The organism is Cutibacterium nasicola, from assembly GCF_052654715.2.
Map to the genome: position 1 here is coordinate 227,020 of NZ_CP199745.2, position 15,975 is coordinate 242,994.

At 64.2% G+C, this 15,975-nt stretch carries 11 protein-coding genes and 3 tRNA genes; 10 read left to right on the forward strand and 4 right to left on the reverse strand.

Going from position 1 to position 15,975, the window contains the following annotated elements; genetic code table 11:
• Window positions 1-128: 128 nt before the first annotated feature.
• The gene (gene purL / locus ACUCCZ_RS01025) at window positions 129-2,387 is read left to right on the forward strand and encodes a phosphoribosylformylglycinamidine synthase subunit PurL (protein ID WP_435918366.1); all 2,259 of its coding nucleotides are present in this window, start codon (window positions 129-131) and stop codon (window positions 2,385-2,387) included.
• 181 nt (window positions 2,388-2,568) lie between these two features.
• Here purL and ACUCCZ_RS01030 read toward each other — a convergent pair whose 3' ends face one another.
• Entirely contained in the window at window positions 2,569-4,656 is a 2,088-nt protein-coding gene (locus ACUCCZ_RS01030; RefSeq protein ID WP_435918365.1) for a chorismate-binding protein, read from the reverse strand.
• A 77-nt stretch (window positions 4,657-4,733) separates the two neighbouring features.
• Here ACUCCZ_RS01030 and ACUCCZ_RS01035 point away from each other — a divergent pair, with 77 nt between their 5' ends.
• The 9 genes from ACUCCZ_RS01035 (at window position 4,734) to ACUCCZ_RS01075 (ending at window position 14,894) form a co-directional block, all read left to right on the forward strand.
• Complete coding sequence (locus ACUCCZ_RS01035; protein WP_435918364.1) at window positions 4,734-6,077, forward strand: dipeptidase; 1,344 nt, start codon at window positions 4,734-4,736, stop codon at window positions 6,075-6,077.
• Window positions 6,078-6,253: 176 nt separating this feature from the next.
• A complete protein-coding gene (locus ACUCCZ_RS01040; RefSeq protein ID WP_435918363.1) occupies window positions 6,254-7,501 on the forward strand; it encodes an MFS transporter in 1,248 nt (415 codons plus the stop codon).
• 70 nt (window positions 7,502-7,571) lie between these two features.
• Window positions 7,572-9,059: an amidophosphoribosyltransferase gene (gene purF, locus ACUCCZ_RS01045; RefSeq protein ID WP_435918362.1), complete on the forward strand. Its 1,488-nt coding sequence runs from the start codon at window positions 7,572-7,574 to the stop codon at window positions 9,057-9,059.
• Entirely contained in the window at window positions 9,056-10,123 is a 1,068-nt protein-coding gene (purM, locus tag ACUCCZ_RS01050; protein WP_435918361.1) for a phosphoribosylformylglycinamidine cyclo-ligase, read from the forward strand. The genes purF and purM overlap by 4 nt, the downstream gene beginning before the upstream one ends.
• Before the next feature lie 135 nt (window positions 10,124-10,258).
• On the forward strand, window positions 10,259-10,462 hold the full coding sequence (locus ACUCCZ_RS01055; protein ID WP_435918442.1) for a DUF3073 domain-containing protein: 204 nt from the start codon (window positions 10,259-10,261) through the stop codon (window positions 10,460-10,462).
• 15 nt (window positions 10,463-10,477) lie between these two features.
• Entirely contained in the window at window positions 10,478-11,434 is a 957-nt protein-coding gene (locus ACUCCZ_RS01060; protein ID WP_435918360.1) for an alpha/beta hydrolase, read from the forward strand.
• Window positions 11,435-11,582: 148 nt separating this feature from the next.
• Window positions 11,583-12,890 (forward strand): ABC transporter substrate-binding protein, encoded by a 1,308-nt coding sequence (locus tag ACUCCZ_RS01065; protein WP_435918359.1) that lies wholly within the window; start codon window positions 11,583-11,585, stop codon window positions 12,888-12,890.
• A 175-nt stretch (window positions 12,891-13,065) separates the two neighbouring features.
• Window positions 13,066-13,962: a carbohydrate ABC transporter permease gene (locus ACUCCZ_RS01070; protein WP_435918358.1), complete on the forward strand. Its 897-nt coding sequence runs from the start codon at window positions 13,066-13,068 to the stop codon at window positions 13,960-13,962.
• Window positions 13,962-14,894, forward strand: a complete 933-nt coding sequence (locus tag ACUCCZ_RS01075; RefSeq protein ID WP_435918357.1) for a carbohydrate ABC transporter permease — start codon at window positions 13,962-13,964, stop codon at window positions 14,892-14,894. Before ACUCCZ_RS01070 ends, ACUCCZ_RS01075 begins: the two co-directional genes overlap by 1 nt.
• A 348-nt stretch (window positions 14,895-15,242) precedes the next feature.
• Here the strand turns inward: ACUCCZ_RS01075 and ACUCCZ_RS01080 are convergent.
• The 3 genes from ACUCCZ_RS01080 to ACUCCZ_RS01090 all read right to left on the reverse strand — a co-directional run bounded on the left by ACUCCZ_RS01080 (window position 15,243) and on the right by ACUCCZ_RS01090 (window position 15,877).
• Window positions 15,243-15,316 (reverse strand) — tRNA-Phe (locus tag ACUCCZ_RS01080).
• Window positions 15,317-15,377: 61 nt separating this feature from the next.
• Window positions 15,378-15,451, reverse strand: a tRNA-Asp gene (locus tag ACUCCZ_RS01085).
• Between the two features lie 353 nt (window positions 15,452-15,804).
• Window positions 15,805-15,877 (reverse strand) — tRNA-Glu (locus tag ACUCCZ_RS01090).
• Between the last annotated feature and the right edge of the window lie 98 nt (window positions 15,878-15,975).

The following is a 15,975-nucleotide window of genomic DNA, read 5'->3' on the forward strand; positions in this document are numbered from 1 at the left end:
GACGAGGGTTCGATGGGGCGGTACTCACGGGGCTCATGGTAAGACGTTGCGCTCTCCCCATGCGCTGAGTGAGCCGGCAATACGTGGTCGGGGCGGCAATGACGCCATCCAACGGCTAGATTGGTCCTGTGGCAGACACAGTTGAGAACGCCGTCAGCACCCCCGACGTCGAGCAGCCCTGGGCTGAGTTGGGGTTGTCCGCTGACGAGTACCAGCGCATCCGGGAGATCCTGGGACGTCGCCCGACCGGCGGCGAGCTCGCCATGTATTCGGTGATGTGGTCGGAGCACTGCTCGTACAAGTCGTCGAAGAAGTACCTACGACGCTTCGGTGACCTGCCCCAGCGCACGCCGCTCGGCCCGCTGCTGGCAGGCATCGGTGACAACGCTGGCGTCGTCGACATCGGAAACGGACTGGCCGTCACGTTCAAGGCGGAGTCCCACAACCACCCGTCCTATGTCGAGCCGCATCAGGGCGCAGCCACCGGAGTCGGCGGCATCGTTCGAGACATCATGGCCATGGGTGCTCGCCCGGTCGGCGTCATGAATGCCCTGGCCTTCGGGCCCCTCGGTGGTTCCGACACCTCCCGAGTGCTGCCCGGTGTCGTCTCCGGCATCGCTGACTACGGAAACTGTCTTGGCCTGCCGACGATCGGTGGCCAAACCCTCTTCGACCCCACCTACTACGGCAACCCGCTGGTCAACGCGCTGTGCGTCGGCGTGCTGCGTCACGAGGACCTGCAGTTCGCCAAGGCCTCCGGTGTGGGCAACCTCGTCATCCTCTTCGGTGCCGCGACGGGGGGTGACGGGATCGGCGGCGCGTCGATCCTGGCCTCCGAGTCCTTCGCCGCCGAAGGGGAGTCCAAGCGGCCCAGCGTCCAGGTGGGCGATCCCTTCATGGAGAAGTTGCTCATCGAGTGCACCCTCGACCTGTTCAACGCCGGGGTCGTCGAAGCCCTGCAGGACTTCGGCGCAGCCGGTATCTCATGCGCCACCTCGGAGCTGGCCAGCGCCGGTGACGGTGGTATGCACATCGAGCTCGACCGCGTCCCGCTGCGCGACCCGAGCCTCGCTGCCGAGGAGATCCTCATGAGCGAGTCCCAGGAGCGGATGGCCGCCGTGGTGCGCCCGGACCAGCTCGACGAGTTCATGAAGATCTGTGATCGCTGGGGAGTGGCCGCCACCGTCATCGGCGAGGTCACCGACACCGGTCGTCTCCACATCGACTGGCACGGCGAGCGGATCGTCGACGTCGATCCGCGCACCGTCGCCCACGACGGGCCGGTCCTCGACATGCCTGCGGCGCGCCCGTGGTGGATCGACGAGCTCAACGGCGATGACGCCAACAACCTTCCGCGCGACAACTCGGGAGAGGGTCTGGCCGGTGCTCTACTGGCGCTGGTCGGTTCTTCCCACCTGTGCGACCGCTCCTGGATCACTGACCAGTACGACCGTTTCGTGCGTGGCGACACGGTGCTGTCCCAGCCCAACGACGCCGGCATGATCCGTGTCGACGAGCAGACCAACCTCGGCATCGCGCTGTCCCTGGACGCTAATGGCCGTCAGACCACCCTCAACCCGTACCTGGGCGCTCAGCTGGCGCTGTGCGAGGCCTATCGCAACGTTGCCATCAGCGGTGCGACCCCGGTGGCCGTCACCGACTGCCTCAACTACGGCTCCCCGTACGACCCCGACATCATGTGGCAGTTCGACGAAACCATTCTCGGCCTGGTCGACGGCTGCCGTGAGCTCGGTATGCCGGTCACCGGTGGCAATGTCTCCCTGCACAATCGCACTGGTGACGAGTCCATCCGGCCGACCCCGCTCGTCGGTGTCCTCGGTGTCATTGACGACGTTCGCACCCGCATCCCCTCCGCCTTCGCCCATGACGGTGACGCTGTCCTGCTGCTCGGCACCACGAAGTGCGAGTTCGGTGGATCGGTCTACGACGACGTCATTCACGCCGGTCACCTCGGCGGCATGCCCCCGATGCCCGATCTGAACGCCGAGAAGGCCCTGGCCGCGGTCATGGTGGAGGCTGCCAGGCGCGGTCTGCTCTCCAGCGCTCACGACCTGTCCGACGGCGGCCTGGCCCAGGCTCTCGTGGAGAGCTGTCTGCTCAGCGGCCTCGGTGCCTCGGTCACCCTGCCCGAGGGGGAGCCCTCGGTGATGCTCTTCTCGGAGTCGCCGGCTCGCGCCGTCGTCTCGTTGTCCGGTGCCGACTACCGCGAGTTCAAGGAGCTGTGCCAGGAGCATGGTGCGCCGGTCGCCCGCATCGGTGAGGTCATCGATCACGGCGAGTTCGAGGTCAACGGGCTGTTCAGCCTGTCACTCGACGAGATCGAGCGCACTTGGCGCAAGCCGATTCCGGCTGCCCTGGGGGAGTGACGAGAACTCTTGACCTGAGCTGACGGCGAGTGGTGCTGCCCAAGAGCTGTGGCGTTCATGCGGGTCATGCTCATGTACCGCTGTGACAAAGACACCTTGCGATGCGGATCTCCTGGTCGACGATCTTATGGACCAGACGGTGTTCCGTCTGCCACCGCGTGTGGTAATCGTCTCCTCACGATTATTGGCTACGCGAGGACCTTTGCCTCGCCTCAGAGAGGGCCGCCAATGGGGCCGCCGCCTTGAGGTTCTTCTCGCACCACTCCTCGTCAGGCTGGGATGCGGCGACGATCGCGCCACCGGCACCGACCGAGACCCCCGCCCCGGCCCGGACCAGCGTCCGAATGACAATGCTGAGGTCGGCAGTGCAATCGAACCCGAGGTAGCCCAGCACCCCCGAGTAGATTCCTCGGGCGCCAGCCTCCAAACTGTCCAGTATCTCCACGGATCGTTCCTTGGGTGCCCCCGTCATCGACCCACCAGGGAACGTGGCTCGCAGCACGTCGACCAGCCCGACATCCCCGCGCAACTGTCCGCGCACCGTGGTCACCATCTGGTGCACCGTCGCGTACGACTCGATCTTCATCAGGTGCGGCACCTCCACCGTGCCGGGCTGGCACACCCGCGACAGGTCATTGCGCACCAGATCGGCGATCATGAGGTTTTCGGCGCGGTTCTTGGCGTCGGTGCGCAGATCAATGACGCGTTGGGCATCCTCGACACGGTTACCACAGCGGGCCATCGTCCCCTTGATCGGTGCGGACTCGACGATGCCGTCACGTATTCGCAAGAACCGTTCCGGGGAGGAGGAGCACACCTCGAGGTTCGGGTTGCTGAACCGAAGGTACGCGCCGTAGGGAGCCGGATTTCGACGTCGTAGCGCCCGGTACAGCTTCCAGCCGTTCACGTCGCACCTGGAAGTCCACGTGTCGGTGAGACAGGCCTCGTACGAGTTGCCGCGAGCCAACGCCCGCTGAATCGTGAGGGTCCGGTCTTGATACGCCTCGCAGCTCAGCCGCCACGACCCAGCAGGAACGCTGATCGGCGGGCTTGGTGGTTCATCAGGTCCTCGGCGAGCCACCAACGCCAGAGCCAACGTGTCAAGCAGATCAGCAGTCTCGTCACGGTGTGGCGCGTCGTGGTCCACCAGAGCCAGTAGAGTGGCGCGCTGCTCGTCATGGTCATAGGCAATCCAGCTTGCCGGGCGCAGCCACATCGCGTCGGGCATGTCGCTGCGGTGCGCGTTCGGCCCCAAGGTCAACGCCTTGCACTCATAGCCCAGGAAGCCGACGTAGCCGCCAGTGAACGGGATGTCACCGAGCTTCGGCCTCGTCGCTCCTTCCGCAAGACGGCGTGCCAGAAACCCCAGCACATCACCAGGCTCGGATCGCCCATTGACCAGCAACGTATTCGTGTTGACGTCGTAACTGATCACCTCCGACGCCGATCCCGCCGCCGTGCCCATGATGCTCCACCGACCGGTGTCGTCGCGTGCGGCCGCCGAGTCCAACCAAAAGGCGTCAACGTCACCAGCCAGTGCGGCGAAGGTAGCTTCCGTGTCGAGATCGATGTCGACCTCACGGTGGCATATTTCCCACCTCGCCGGGGTCTGAAGGATCGTGCGTGAAGGAGGACAGCTGGGGCTGCGATTTTTCGACGCCAAGTCGCCAGACACCGTTGTGCAGTGGGGGTGGCCGATCGCCAAGAAGTTGGCGACGAGTTGGGCCCCCACCTGTGTCATCACTGATTCGGGATGGAACTGCACACCCCAGTGCGGCCGATCTGCAACCTTGAACGCCATGATGGTGCCATCCTCGGCGCGAGCGTGTTCAAAAGTGTCATCGCCCAGTGCCGACAGGCACAGCGAGTGATACCGAGTGGCCTCGAAGTCCTGTGGCAATCCGGTGAAGATCCCGCGTCCCGAATGATGAATCTGGCTCACGACACCGTGACGTGGCCGAATTGCCTGCAGCTGAGCACCGTGGCGCAGCCCAAGACCTTGGTGACCGAGACATACCCCAAGCAGGGGGAGCCTGGCGGAAGCATCAATGACCTGGCCAGCAACATGGAAGTCCGCTTCGGTGAGCGGAGAACCAGGTCCTGGTCCAATGACCACGTGATCGAACTCGCCGTCAGCCAGCCGGTGGAAAACCCCGTCCCGTTCAATGTCTTCGGGGCGTACCACCACCGGCGCTGTACCGCTGACTTGGGCCAACAGGTGCGCGAGGTTGAAGGTGAAGGAGTCATGGTTGTCGACAAGTAGGATCACGCGGGACCTCCCTGGGTGGCCTCTCAAGAGTGCCATTGCTTGATACGAACGAGGACTCGCACTCCTACACTTTGACCATGGATCTTTCTCATGCTTTCAAGGACCTGTCTGCCAAAGTGGATACCGGTTTCGACGATGCGGTGGAACAGCTCACCCGTCACGTCGCAGTCCGGTCGGTCAGTTCCCAGCGACCCGACGACGTGAGGTCCGGAGCCGACTTCGTCGCAGCTGCGGCCAAGGAGGCTGGCGCCGCAGACGTCAACGTCATCACCGAGAATGATGGACTGCCGACTGTCATCGCCCACTGGCCAGCCCCCGAGGGCAAGCCCACCGTCCTGCTGTACTCCCACGGTGACGTCCAGCCCACCGGCAACCCCGACGAGTGGCACACCGACCCGTTCGTGGCCACCACCAAGGAAGAACGTCTCTTCGGGCGTGGCACTGCTGACGACAAGGGTGGCGTCGCTGCCCATCTGGCCGCCATCCGTGCCTTCGACGGCAAGCCCCCGGTTGGCGTCACCCTCTTCGTCGAAGGTGAGGAGGAAATCGGCTCCCCGTCCATGGACGCCATCATCGCCAACCACAAGGAGGAGTTGGCCGCTGACGTCATCGTCATCGCCGACTCGGTCAACTGGACCCAGGTCGTGCCCTCCTTGACGACCACCCTGCGTGGCGTCGTTGACTGCGTCGTGGAGGTCTCCACCCTCGACCACGCGCTGCACTCCGGTCAGTTCGGCGGCATCGTTCCCGACGCCCTGACGACTCTGTGCCGCCTCATTGCGACCCTGCATGACGAGACCGGTGAGGTCACCGTTGACGGGCTCAAGGGATTTGCCGGCCCGCAGCTGGACTACCCGGAGGACCGTCTGCGCGAGGAGACCGGTGTCCTTGACGGAGTCCAGTGGGTCGGTCAGGGACGCGCCGTCGAGAAGATGTGGACCAAGCCGTCGGTCACCGTCATCGCCATCGACGCCACCCCGGTTGCCGACGCCATCAACATCCTGCCAGCCACCGCCCGTGCCAAGATCAGCCTGCGCGTCGCCCCTGGTCAGGACGCCGATGAGGCCATGGAAGCTCTCGTCAAGCATCTGGAGTCCCACGTCGAGTTCGGCGCCCACGTCAAGGTGACACCCGGCCAGCTTGGCCAGCCGGGTGTCGTCCCCTTCACCGGTGAGCGCGCCGAGGTTGCCAACGAGGCCTTCAAGCTGGCCTGGGGTCAGGAGCCCGTCGAGATGGGCACCGGCGGTGCCATCCCGTTGGTGACCGATCTGCAGAATGCCTTCCCGCAGGCCACCGTTCTGGTGACGGCCGTCACCGATCCGGAATCGCGCATGCATGGTATCGACGAGTCCCTGCACCTGGGTGACTTCCGCAAGGCCATCCTCACCGAGGCCCTCATGCTCGCCGGCCTGGCTGAGTGAAGTTCCGCTGAAGGGTGTTCCCGCGTAGAATGGCCCTGCCTCCGGTCGTGCCGGTAGGCAGGGCCTGGGACGTTCGGCGGGCAGTTGCCCCGTCTGAGTGACGATCACCGGGGCTCGCGTCAGAAGGGTGGGCAGACGCGGACAGCCACTTGTCCCCGTCATCGAGAGGCCCGCCCATGTCCTCCGGCTCCGTGAGCTACCGAACTCTGTTCTCCCTGCCAGGCGGCACCTTCGTCACCGTCTCCGCCTTGGCTCGTCTGCCCTTGGCCATGAGCCAGCTGGGCACCCTGTTGCTCGTGTCCAGCCCACAGGTCTCGGGGCGGCTGGGCCCTGGTGGTCTGGCTGCGGGCATCGTCGCCCTGGCCATCGCCATCGGCTCTCCCATTTTCGGCGCCCTGACCGACCGTCATGGTCAGCGCACGGTGCTGTTGGTGCAGTCCTTGGTCGGTGGACTCGCCCTGACCGCCGAGGGAGTGGTTGCCGCGATGGGGGCAGTGTGGCCGATCGTGGCCGCCATCGGCGGAGTGGCGGGATTCTTCCTGCCTCAGATCGGCACCATGGCGCGGGTTCGCTGGCGTGCCATGGGAGCAGCAAATCCCAAGATCGAAGCAGGGGTGCTGGAAACCTCCTTCGCATGGGAGGGGTCCATTGATGAGGCCTCCTTCGCCCTCGGACCAGCCATGGTCGGCATCCTCGCGGTGATTGCGGGTCCCGTCCCTGGCCTCGTCGTCGCCGGTGCGATGTTGGTGGTGCTGGGCAGTTGGTTCGCCCTGGACCCGACGTCGAAACTCGTCGAGGGTCACCGCGCCGGGACCGACCGCCAGGGGGTCTCGACCCCGGCGCAACGTCGTGCTCCTGGTCCGCTGCTCACCGCCGGTGTGTTGGCCACCTGCGTCGGCATGATCTTCATGGGCATGGTTTTCGGGTCCGTCCAGACCGGAACTACCAGTCTTGCCACGCAGACGGGACGACCTGGCCTGGCGGGTCTGCTGCACGCCCTGCTGTCGGTGGGTAGTGCGGCCGCCGGCCTGGCCCTGCCGAGGTTGGCACGTCGTCTGGACCTCGTCGCACGGTGGAAGTTCTTCGCCCTGGGACTGGCGGTGTTCGCGGCCCCGCTGCTCATCGTCCATCACCTCGGTCCGCTGGTCCCGGCCCTGATCGTCCTCGGTGTGGCTGCGGCGCCGTACATGATTACCCTCTTCAGCGTTGCGGAGCGCGCCGCGTCCGCCGGACGGATCGGCACCGTCATGACCCTCATGGCGGCCATGAACAGCCTGGGTTATGCCTTCGGGACGACGATGGCCGGACGTCTCGCCGATCGGGGAGGTGCCACGCCGGCCTATGCGGTGACGTTCGGCGTCGGTGTCGCGGCGACCCTGCTGGCCGTCCTGGTGGCCGGCAAGGTGACCCCGGCCAGGGGCTGAGATCTGCGCCCTGACGCTCCTGACAACTGTTCCACAGCCACCCTCGGCCATTGTGCGATACCGTGGCCTCGTGCCGTGCGCAGACGGAAGGCTTACCGCAGACCTCGATCCCCAGGATCACGGACCCCAGGACGCTTGTGGCGTCATCGGGATCTATGCCCCCGGTGAAGAGGTGTCCAAGCTCACCTATTTCGGCATGTATGCCCTGCAACACCGAGGCCAGGAATCCGCTGGCATGGCGGTGTCGGACGGTCGCCGAATGATGGTCTTCAAGGACATGGGGCTGGTCTCCCAGGTCTTCGACGAGGCCACCCTGAACTCCCTGCGGGGCCACATGGCCGTCGGCCACACCCGCTACTCGACGACAGGCGCGAGCGTCTGGGACAACGCCCAGCCGACCTTCCGCTCTCGTCAGGGTGGTGGAGGCCTCGCCTTGGCCCACAACGGTAACCTCACCAACGCCGACGCCCTTGAGGCCCTCATCGCCGAGCGCGCTCCGAGCACTGACGTTCCTCACAAGGACCGGATGGACTCCAGCAACGACACCTCGCTCGTCACCGCCCTCATGACGACCTACGACGGCACCCTTGAAGAAGTCGCCACCCAGGTGCTACCTCACCTCAAGGGGGCCTTCAGTCTCGTCTTCATGGACGACCACACCCTGTGCGCCGCTCGTGACCCGCAGGGCATCAGGCCGCTTGTGCTGGGACGCCTCCCCAGCGGATGGGTGGTCGCCTCCGAAACTGCCGCCATCGACATCGTCGGGGGCACCTTCGTTCGCGAGATCGAGCCCGGTGAGATGATCGCCATCGACGCCGCCGGTCTGCGCACCAGTCACTTCGCCGAGGCCCGTCCCAAGGGCTGCATCTTCGAGTACGTCTATCTGGCCCGGCCCGACACCGTCATTGCCGGACGACGCATCCACAACGTGCGGGTCAAGATCGGCAAGATCCTGGCCCAGGAACACCCCGTCGACGCTGACCTCGTCATCCCGGTGCCCGAGTCCGGCACCCCGGCTGCTATCGGTTATGCGGACGAGTCCGGTATTCCCTACGGCATGGGTCTGGTCAAGAACTCCTACGTCGGTCGGACCTTCATCCAGCCCTCCCAGACCCTGCGCAACCTTGGCATCCGTCTCAAGCTCAACCCGTTGCGGGACGTCATCGAGGGACGCCGCATCGTCGTCGTCGACGACTCCATCGTGCGCGGCAACACCCAGCGTCAACTCGTCCGGATGTTGCGCGAGGCGGGTGCTGCCGAGGTGCACGTGCGCATCTCCTCGCCGCCGGTGAAATGGCCCTGCTTCTACGGCATCGACTTCGCCACCCGTGCCCAGCTCATCGCCCCCGGACTGGAGGTCGAGGACATCTGTCGATCCATTGGCGCCGATTCTCTGGGTTACGTCAGCCTTGAGGGCCTCATCCGAGCCACCCACGTCGACGCTGACAACCTGTGCCGGGCCTGTTTCGACGGTGTCTACCCCGTGCAGGTGCCCACCTCCGCGCGAGACGTCGTCGCCGTCACCACCCCTACCGATCCCGATGAGGAGAAGCAGTGAGCAACGAGTCCGCGTACGCCCGCGCCGGCGTCGACATCGAGGCCGGTGAGCGTGCCGTCGACCTCATGAAGGCCCACGTGGCAGCCACCCGTCGTCCGGAGGTTCTCGGTGGCCTGGGAGGCTTTGCTGGTTTCTTCGACGCCTCCGCGCTGGGGAAGTACCGCCATCCGGTGCTCGCCACCTCGACTGACGGTGTCGGTACCAAGGTCGCCATCGCCCAGGCCATGGACGTCCACGACACCATCGGCTTCGACCTGGTGGGCATGCTCGTTGACGATCTCGTCGTGGTGGGTGCGCAGCCGTGGTTCGTCACCGACTACGTCGCCTGTGGTCACGTCGATCCGGACCGGATCGCCAACGTTGTCAAGGGCATCGCCGCCGCCTGCGCCAAGGCCGGCTGCTCGCTGCTCGGCGGCGAGACGGCCGAGCACCCCGGCCTGTTGGCCCCTGACGAGTACGACGTCGCAGGTGCCACCACGGGAGCCGTCGAGTACGAAGGGATCCTCGGTCCGCAGCGGGTTCAGGACGACGATGCCCTGCTGGCGGTGGCCTCCTCGGGCTTGCACTCCAACGGCTACTCGCTGGTCCGCAAGGTGCTGCTGGCTGACGCGGGTTGGGGTCTCGACCGTCACGTCGACGACCTGGGGCGCACCCTCGGCGAGGAGCTCCTTGAGCCCACCACCGTCTACGCATCTGACCTGTTGGCCCTCATCAGTCATGTTGAGGTACACGCCATGAGTCATGTCACAGGCGGGGGACTGGCCAACAACCTTGCTCGCGTTCTACCCGACGATCTCGCCGCTACTGTCGACCGGTCGACATGGGCTCCTGCCCCGATCTTCAACCTCGTCCAGCAGGTGGGCGACATCTCACAACCTGATATCGAGGCAACCCTCAACATGGGGGTCGGGATGGTCGTGATCATGCCAGAGGCGAACATTCCCGAGGCGATTGAGCTGCTCGCCGGTCGCGGTCTTTCCGCATGGCAATGCGGTCATGTTTCCCGTCGTGGCGGACTCGACGAACCGGGGGCGGTGCTGGTTTCGAGCCATCCTCGCCGCTAGGCCGTTCGCCCGGAAATGAAACTTGCGGTGGCTCACTTTGGTACCGAGGTCGTCGCTCGGGTAGCCTGTGCCCCACGACAGTTGATGATTTTGGGCGGCAAAGCCGCTATTGATGAAGCGAGGGGGTCGACCCACATGGGGCGCGGCCGTGCAAAGGCGAAACAGACCAAGGTTGCCCGCGATCTGAAGTATCGTTCGGTGGACATGGATCTCGAATCACTGGAGCGAGAGCTAAGAGGCGACATTCGTCAGCGGGAGGATCCTCATGACGAGGACGGCCTGTCTGATGAGTATGCCGATCTTGCCGAGAAGTACGCCCACTACGGCGAGGACGACTGAGCCGGTAATGCGGCCATGAGGTGGCTCAACGACCCTCTGATCGACGGGTTTGAATATGCCCGGATCGGGCTCCCGCATGCGGTCAAGTCCGTCGGTGACCCCGACGGACTTCTGACTGCCAGTGTGGTGCGCCGTCGTCAGCCACGTCAAGGTCGTGCAATGCTCTACGTCCACGGCTGGTCAGACTGCTTCTACCAAGCTCACCTGGCCGAGGCAGTGGAGAGCTGGGGATATGACTTCATCGGTCTTGACCTGCGTCGGTACGGACGAAATCTTGTCCCTGGCCAGATGGCTGGCTGGGTGCGTGACCTTGCCGAGTACGACGAGGAGATCAACGCAGCGGTGTCATTGCTGCGCGTCGACCACGACTCGGTGACGATGATGGGCCACTCCACCGGGGGGCTCACCGTGCCGTTGTGGGTCTCACGTCACCCGGGACGTGTTGACGGGGTCATTCTCAACTCCCCGTGGATCGACCTGCAGGGATCATTCCTCACCCGGGCGCTGGCTGGACCGTTGGCCCGGTCAGTGCGCATCGCGGAGCCCACCACGGTGCTGCCCATTCCGTCACGGGACAACTTCGGTCACACCATCCGTCGCGAGTTCGGCGGCGAGTGGGACGTTCCCGAGGTGAAGGATCCTTCCTGGGCACCATTCGTCACTCGTGCTGGCTGGCTGGCTGCCATCCTTGACGGTCACGAGAAGGTGGCCCGAGGACTTCACATCGACGTCCCGATGTTGGTGCTGATCTCGGACCGCAGTGACCTGTCCGCGACCTGGAAACCGTCGATGGCGTCGGCTGACACCGTTCTCGACGTCGAGAGGTTGGCCCGTGCCTCGGTCAATCTGGGACGTCATCTCACCCTGGTCCGTATCAGGGGTGGACTGCACGACCTGGTGCTTTCCGCGCCGTCAGTGCGAGCTAGCGTCTTTGCGGAGATGGGCCGGTGGGTAGGCGCATATTTGGCGTGAAATCTCACATCCACCAGTTTTCTGGGCGGTGCTGACATTTTTGTGCCAAACTTCTCCCTGCTGGGCAGTGTCGCCCAGCAGGTGCAGATCAACTCCACGGCACTGGGGCCGTGGGACGGGGTCTGACCGAACCACACGGAGGTTTGGAATGTTCGCGAAGAAGATCGCAGCCCTCGCGACGGCGTCGATGCTCGTCCTGGCTGGCTGCAGCTCGACCACGACTGACGAGAGCGGGGGCAAGGAGTCGACGACGTCCTCGTCGACTCCGAAGGCAGGAGGTGCCGGTGGCGAGGTCGGTGTGTTCACCTGGTGGGCCGACGGCTCCGAAGCGAAGGGTCTCGACGCCCTCGAGAAGGTGTTCGCCGAGAAGTACCCGAACGACAAGTTCAAGAACTTGGCCGTCGCTGGTGGATCCGGCTCGAACGCCAAGGCCAAGCTGGCCTCCGACCTCAAGAACGGCAACCCGCCAGGTTCCTTCCAGGGCCACGCGGGCGCTGAACTGACCGACTACATCGACAACGAGCAGATCGAGCCCGTCAACGACATCATCAAGGAGCTCGGTGGGGAGTCGGTCTTCCCGAAGACCCTCACCGATCGGCTGACCGTTGAGGGGCACATCTACTCGGTGCCGGTCGACATCCACCGCGCCAACGTCGTGTGGGCCAACTCCGCCCTGATCACGAAGGCCGGTATCACCAAGACCCCGGACGACGTCAAGGGCTGGATCGCCGACATGGAGAAGGTCAAGGCTTCCGGCGTCGCCACTCCGTTGTCCATCGGTGGCACCTGGACCCAGACCGAGCTTTTCGAGTCCATCCTGGCCGCCGATTTGGGTGCCGACGGCTACAACAAGCTGTTCACCGCGGACGGCACGTGGGACAGCCCCGAGGTCAAGACCGCCATCGAGGATTACAAGAAGGTCCTCACCTTCACCAACACCGCTTCCGATGGTGATGACTGGCCAGCCGCGACCGACATGGTCGCCTCTGGCAAGGCCGCCTACAACGTCATGGGTGACTGGGCCGTTGCTGAGTTCGACATGAAGGGCAAGAAGTACGGTACCGACTACACGGCTTTCGCGGTGCCCGGCAAGGAGATCGTCTACGACTTCCTGGCCGACTCCTTCACCCTGCCGGCCGGCACGAAGAACCCCGAGGCCACCAGGGACTGGTTGCGCTTCGTCGGTTCTGCCGAGGCCCAGGAGTCGTTCAACAAGATCAAGGGATCGATCCCGGCCCGTACCGACGTCAAGCCTGACGGATTCAGCACTTACCAGCAGGACGCCATGAAGGACTTCAAGGAGCTGCCGATGGTTTCCTCGATAGCCCACGGCGCTGCTGTCTCGCTGGCCTGGAGCTCCGAGATCAACACCGCGATGAGCAAGTTCTACCAGGACAAGAACACCGACAATCTGGCCTCCTCCTTGGCGGCCGCACACGACAGGTACGGAAAGTGAGCCGTCTGATTCCGGCGTGACTGGTGTGCGGCCTGCGCTGGCGGGCCCCACACCATGCCGGAGGTACTGCTCCTGACGTCGGGTCGCTCCCGTGGTGGGACGGCGTCAGGAGTTCGGGCATGTCTTCAGAGCACTGTGCCGTGCTTCTCACCCCCAGAATCCGGGAGATGTCATCATGAAAAGAGTGAGGCGCTGGCTTCCGAGCTTTCTCCTCGTGTTGCCGTCAATCATCCTCGTGGGTGTCTTCGTCTACGGTTTCATCGGAAAGACCGTGTTCACTTCGCTGGCTCGGGTCAAGACCAAGTCGGGACGCATCAAGGCGCCTGGTGGCTGGGAGAACTACTCTCAGTTGTTGGCCGACGACCGCTATCAGCACGCCATGTGGAACCTCCTGGTTCTGACGGTGGTCTTCGTTGCCGGAACCATGGTGTTCGGACTGTTGTGGGCCCTGCTGCTGGAACAGGGCGTCACCGGCGAGGGCTTCTTCCGGTCGGTGTTCCTGTTCCCGATGGCCGTCTCCTTCGTGGCTGCCGGCGTCATCTGGAGGTGGCTGTTGTCCCCGGCCAAGGATGGCCAGGCCACCGGCCTCAACCAACTCTTCGTCCACCTGGGAATGCCGGGGTTGCAGTCGTCCTGGTACTCATCCGGAAAGTTCAACATGGCTGCTATGGCCATCCCGGCGATCTGGCAGCTCTCGGGCTACATCATGGCTCTCTTCCTGGCTGGATTCCGAGGCATCTCCGTGGACCAGCGTGAGGCTGCGCGGGTCGACGGCGCCTCCGAGTTCAAGCTCTACTGGAACGTGCTGTTCCCCCAGCTCTCGCCCATCGCCCTGAGTGCCCTCATCATCGTCGGCCACATGTCGATGAAGATGTTTGACCTCATCTACGCCATCGCCGGCCAGAGCTCCTACACGGCTGAGGTGCCGGCCACCCTGATGTGGACGCAGATGTTCCAGCTCAACAACCCGACGGCTGCCGCCGTCAACGCGACGATCCTGTTGGTCATCGTGGCCGTGGTCGTCGTACCTTACCTGATTTACACCAACCGCACCGAGAAGGGAGGACGCTGATGACCACCACGGTGCTTCCGGGTGGGGCCGACATGCCCCCCGATTCCACCCTGTCCGGTGATGCCTTGCCCGACCTGCCGAGGCGCCGTCGTCGTCGCACCTCTGCCCAGAAGACCATGAGTGCGGTCCGGTACGTCCTTCTGGCGTTCTTCGCGGTACTCGTGCTGACTCCTGCCTATGCCCTGCTCGTGACGAGCTTCAAGACGCCTTCCGGCTACGATCAATCAACTGCGTGGACGTTGCCCCGGGTGTGGTCGGTGGGTGGCTGGCAGGCCGCCTGGGACGCCCTCGCACCGGCCCTGGGGCGCTCTCTCGTCATGGCAGTGTCGGCAGCCGTCATCTCAGCCATCCTGGGATCCCTGAACGGCTACGTCTTCGCGAAGTGGACGTTCCCTGGATCCCACGTCATCTTCGTGCTGTTCCTGTTCGGAATGTTCATTCCCTATCAGGCCATCATGATTCCGCTGTCGGGCATGATGCTGGACATCCAGCAGGGAGTGCCGTGGTTCGCCGGTGTCCCTACTCTGATCTTGTGCCACGTGGTCTACGGAATCCCGATCTGCACGCTGATCTTCCGCAACTACTACGCCACCGCAGTGCCTTCGGAGATCATCGAGGCAGCTCGGGTGGACGGCGCTGCCACGATCTCGACCTACGCCAGGATCGTGCTTCCGGTGTCCATTCCCGGATTCGTCGTGACCCTCATCTGGCAGTTCACCAGTGCATGGAATGACTTCCTCTTCGCACTGTTCCTGACGAACCAGAACAACGGCCCGGTCACCTTCGGCCTGAACGCGCTGGCGTCCGGACAGAACCCGAACTATCCGCAGATCATGGCTGGCGTGCTCGTCGCCTGCCTGCCGACCCTGCTGGTGTACATCGCCTTGGGCAAGTATTTCGTGTCCGGTCTCATGAGCGGATCAGTGAAGTGATTCGCTGTATCCCGGGGCTGTCAGATCTTGGAGGAGGGCAGCGACGCTGGTTGCGAAGCGGTAGCGGCAGACGCTCGTGGTCCTTGTTCGGAATCGGACCATGTCGAGGACTTCGGATGCTGGAAGCCAGAGACTGGTACACGGACTGATGAAGTTCACGGGTGTCGAGGTTCCCGAGCCGCCTTGGTAGACGACATTGAACCCGCTGGGCACCATGCGGCAACGTGTGGGTACCGAGGATCCAGGCAGGACGGGGAGTCATGACGCCACAGGGCCGGTCAGAGCATGGCCAGGAGACGGATCAGGCGCAAGTTGAGGGGCCGCAGCATGGCAGAACACCCTTTGGGGTGGCCGGGACCGGGGTCGAACCGGTGACCTTTCACTTTTCAGGCGAACGCTACTACCAACTGAGCTACCCGGCCATCGTGTCCATGCAAACGTCTCGTGAACACGAAAGCGGTGATGAACTCATCACCGCTTCAGCGACCCCGATGGGACTTGAACCCACGACCTCCGCCGTGACAGGGCGGCGCGCTAACCAACTGCGCTACGGGGCCTTGACTCTTCCGAGTCCTGACCGCTGCCTCAGGCAGCTCGAAAAATATAGCAAGTTTGTGGGACAGAAGGGAAATCGAGTCAGGAAGCAGCCGTCAAAAGCCCGTTGACCAGGGGCGTTGCCCATTCTCTCGGGGGTCGTTCCTGGAGTGTGACGTTCTCTGTGAGCGAATACCGTGAGGTGGGTTCGGGGTGGAGGTGGTGCGGAACGGACCCCGAACGGTGGATGGTCAGACTGTGTCGAGGGCTGTGGCCGTCTGGAAGACGAGGGGAGACGTGAGGGGGAGTGTGTACATCAGACGTCTGTGGAACATGAAAAGGCCCCGTACCGGATTCGGTACGGGGCTCGTGGACGTATCCCGGACGGGATTCGAACCCGCGTTGCCGCCTTGAAAGGGCGGTGTCCTAGGCCTCTGGACGACCGGGACTCAGCGGAGGCCGACCAATGGCAACCGTTGAACTGGACCATCATATCTGGGTCCCATCGCAGGCGAGAAATCGTCGACTCGGCATTCTGGCCGACGGG

What these genes read in the sequence shown, in the direction of transcription:
- ACUCCZ_RS01055 (WP_435918442.1), top strand. Translation starts at nt 10,259, where the DNA reads ATGGGGCGCGGCCGTGCAAAGGCGAAACAGACCAAGGTTGCCCGCGAT.
- ACUCCZ_RS01035 (WP_435918364.1), top strand. Translation starts at nt 4,734, where the DNA reads ATGGATCTTTCTCATGCTTTCAAGGACCTGTCTGCCAAAGTGGATACC.
- ACUCCZ_RS01075 (WP_435918357.1), top strand. Translation starts at nt 13,962, where the DNA reads ATGACCACCACGGTGCTTCCGGGTGGGGCCGACATGCCCCCCGATTCC.
- ACUCCZ_RS01070 (WP_435918358.1), top strand. Translation starts at nt 13,066, where the DNA reads ATGAAAAGAGTGAGGCGCTGGCTTCCGAGCTTTCTCCTCGTGTTGCCG.
- ACUCCZ_RS01065 (WP_435918359.1), top strand. Translation starts at nt 11,583, where the DNA reads ATGTTCGCGAAGAAGATCGCAGCCCTCGCGACGGCGTCGATGCTCGTC.
- ACUCCZ_RS01040 (WP_435918363.1), top strand. Translation starts at nt 6,254, where the DNA reads ATGTCCTCCGGCTCCGTGAGCTACCGAACTCTGTTCTCCCTGCCAGGC.
- ACUCCZ_RS01060 (WP_435918360.1), top strand. Translation starts at nt 10,478, where the DNA reads ATGAGGTGGCTCAACGACCCTCTGATCGACGGGTTTGAATATGCCCGG.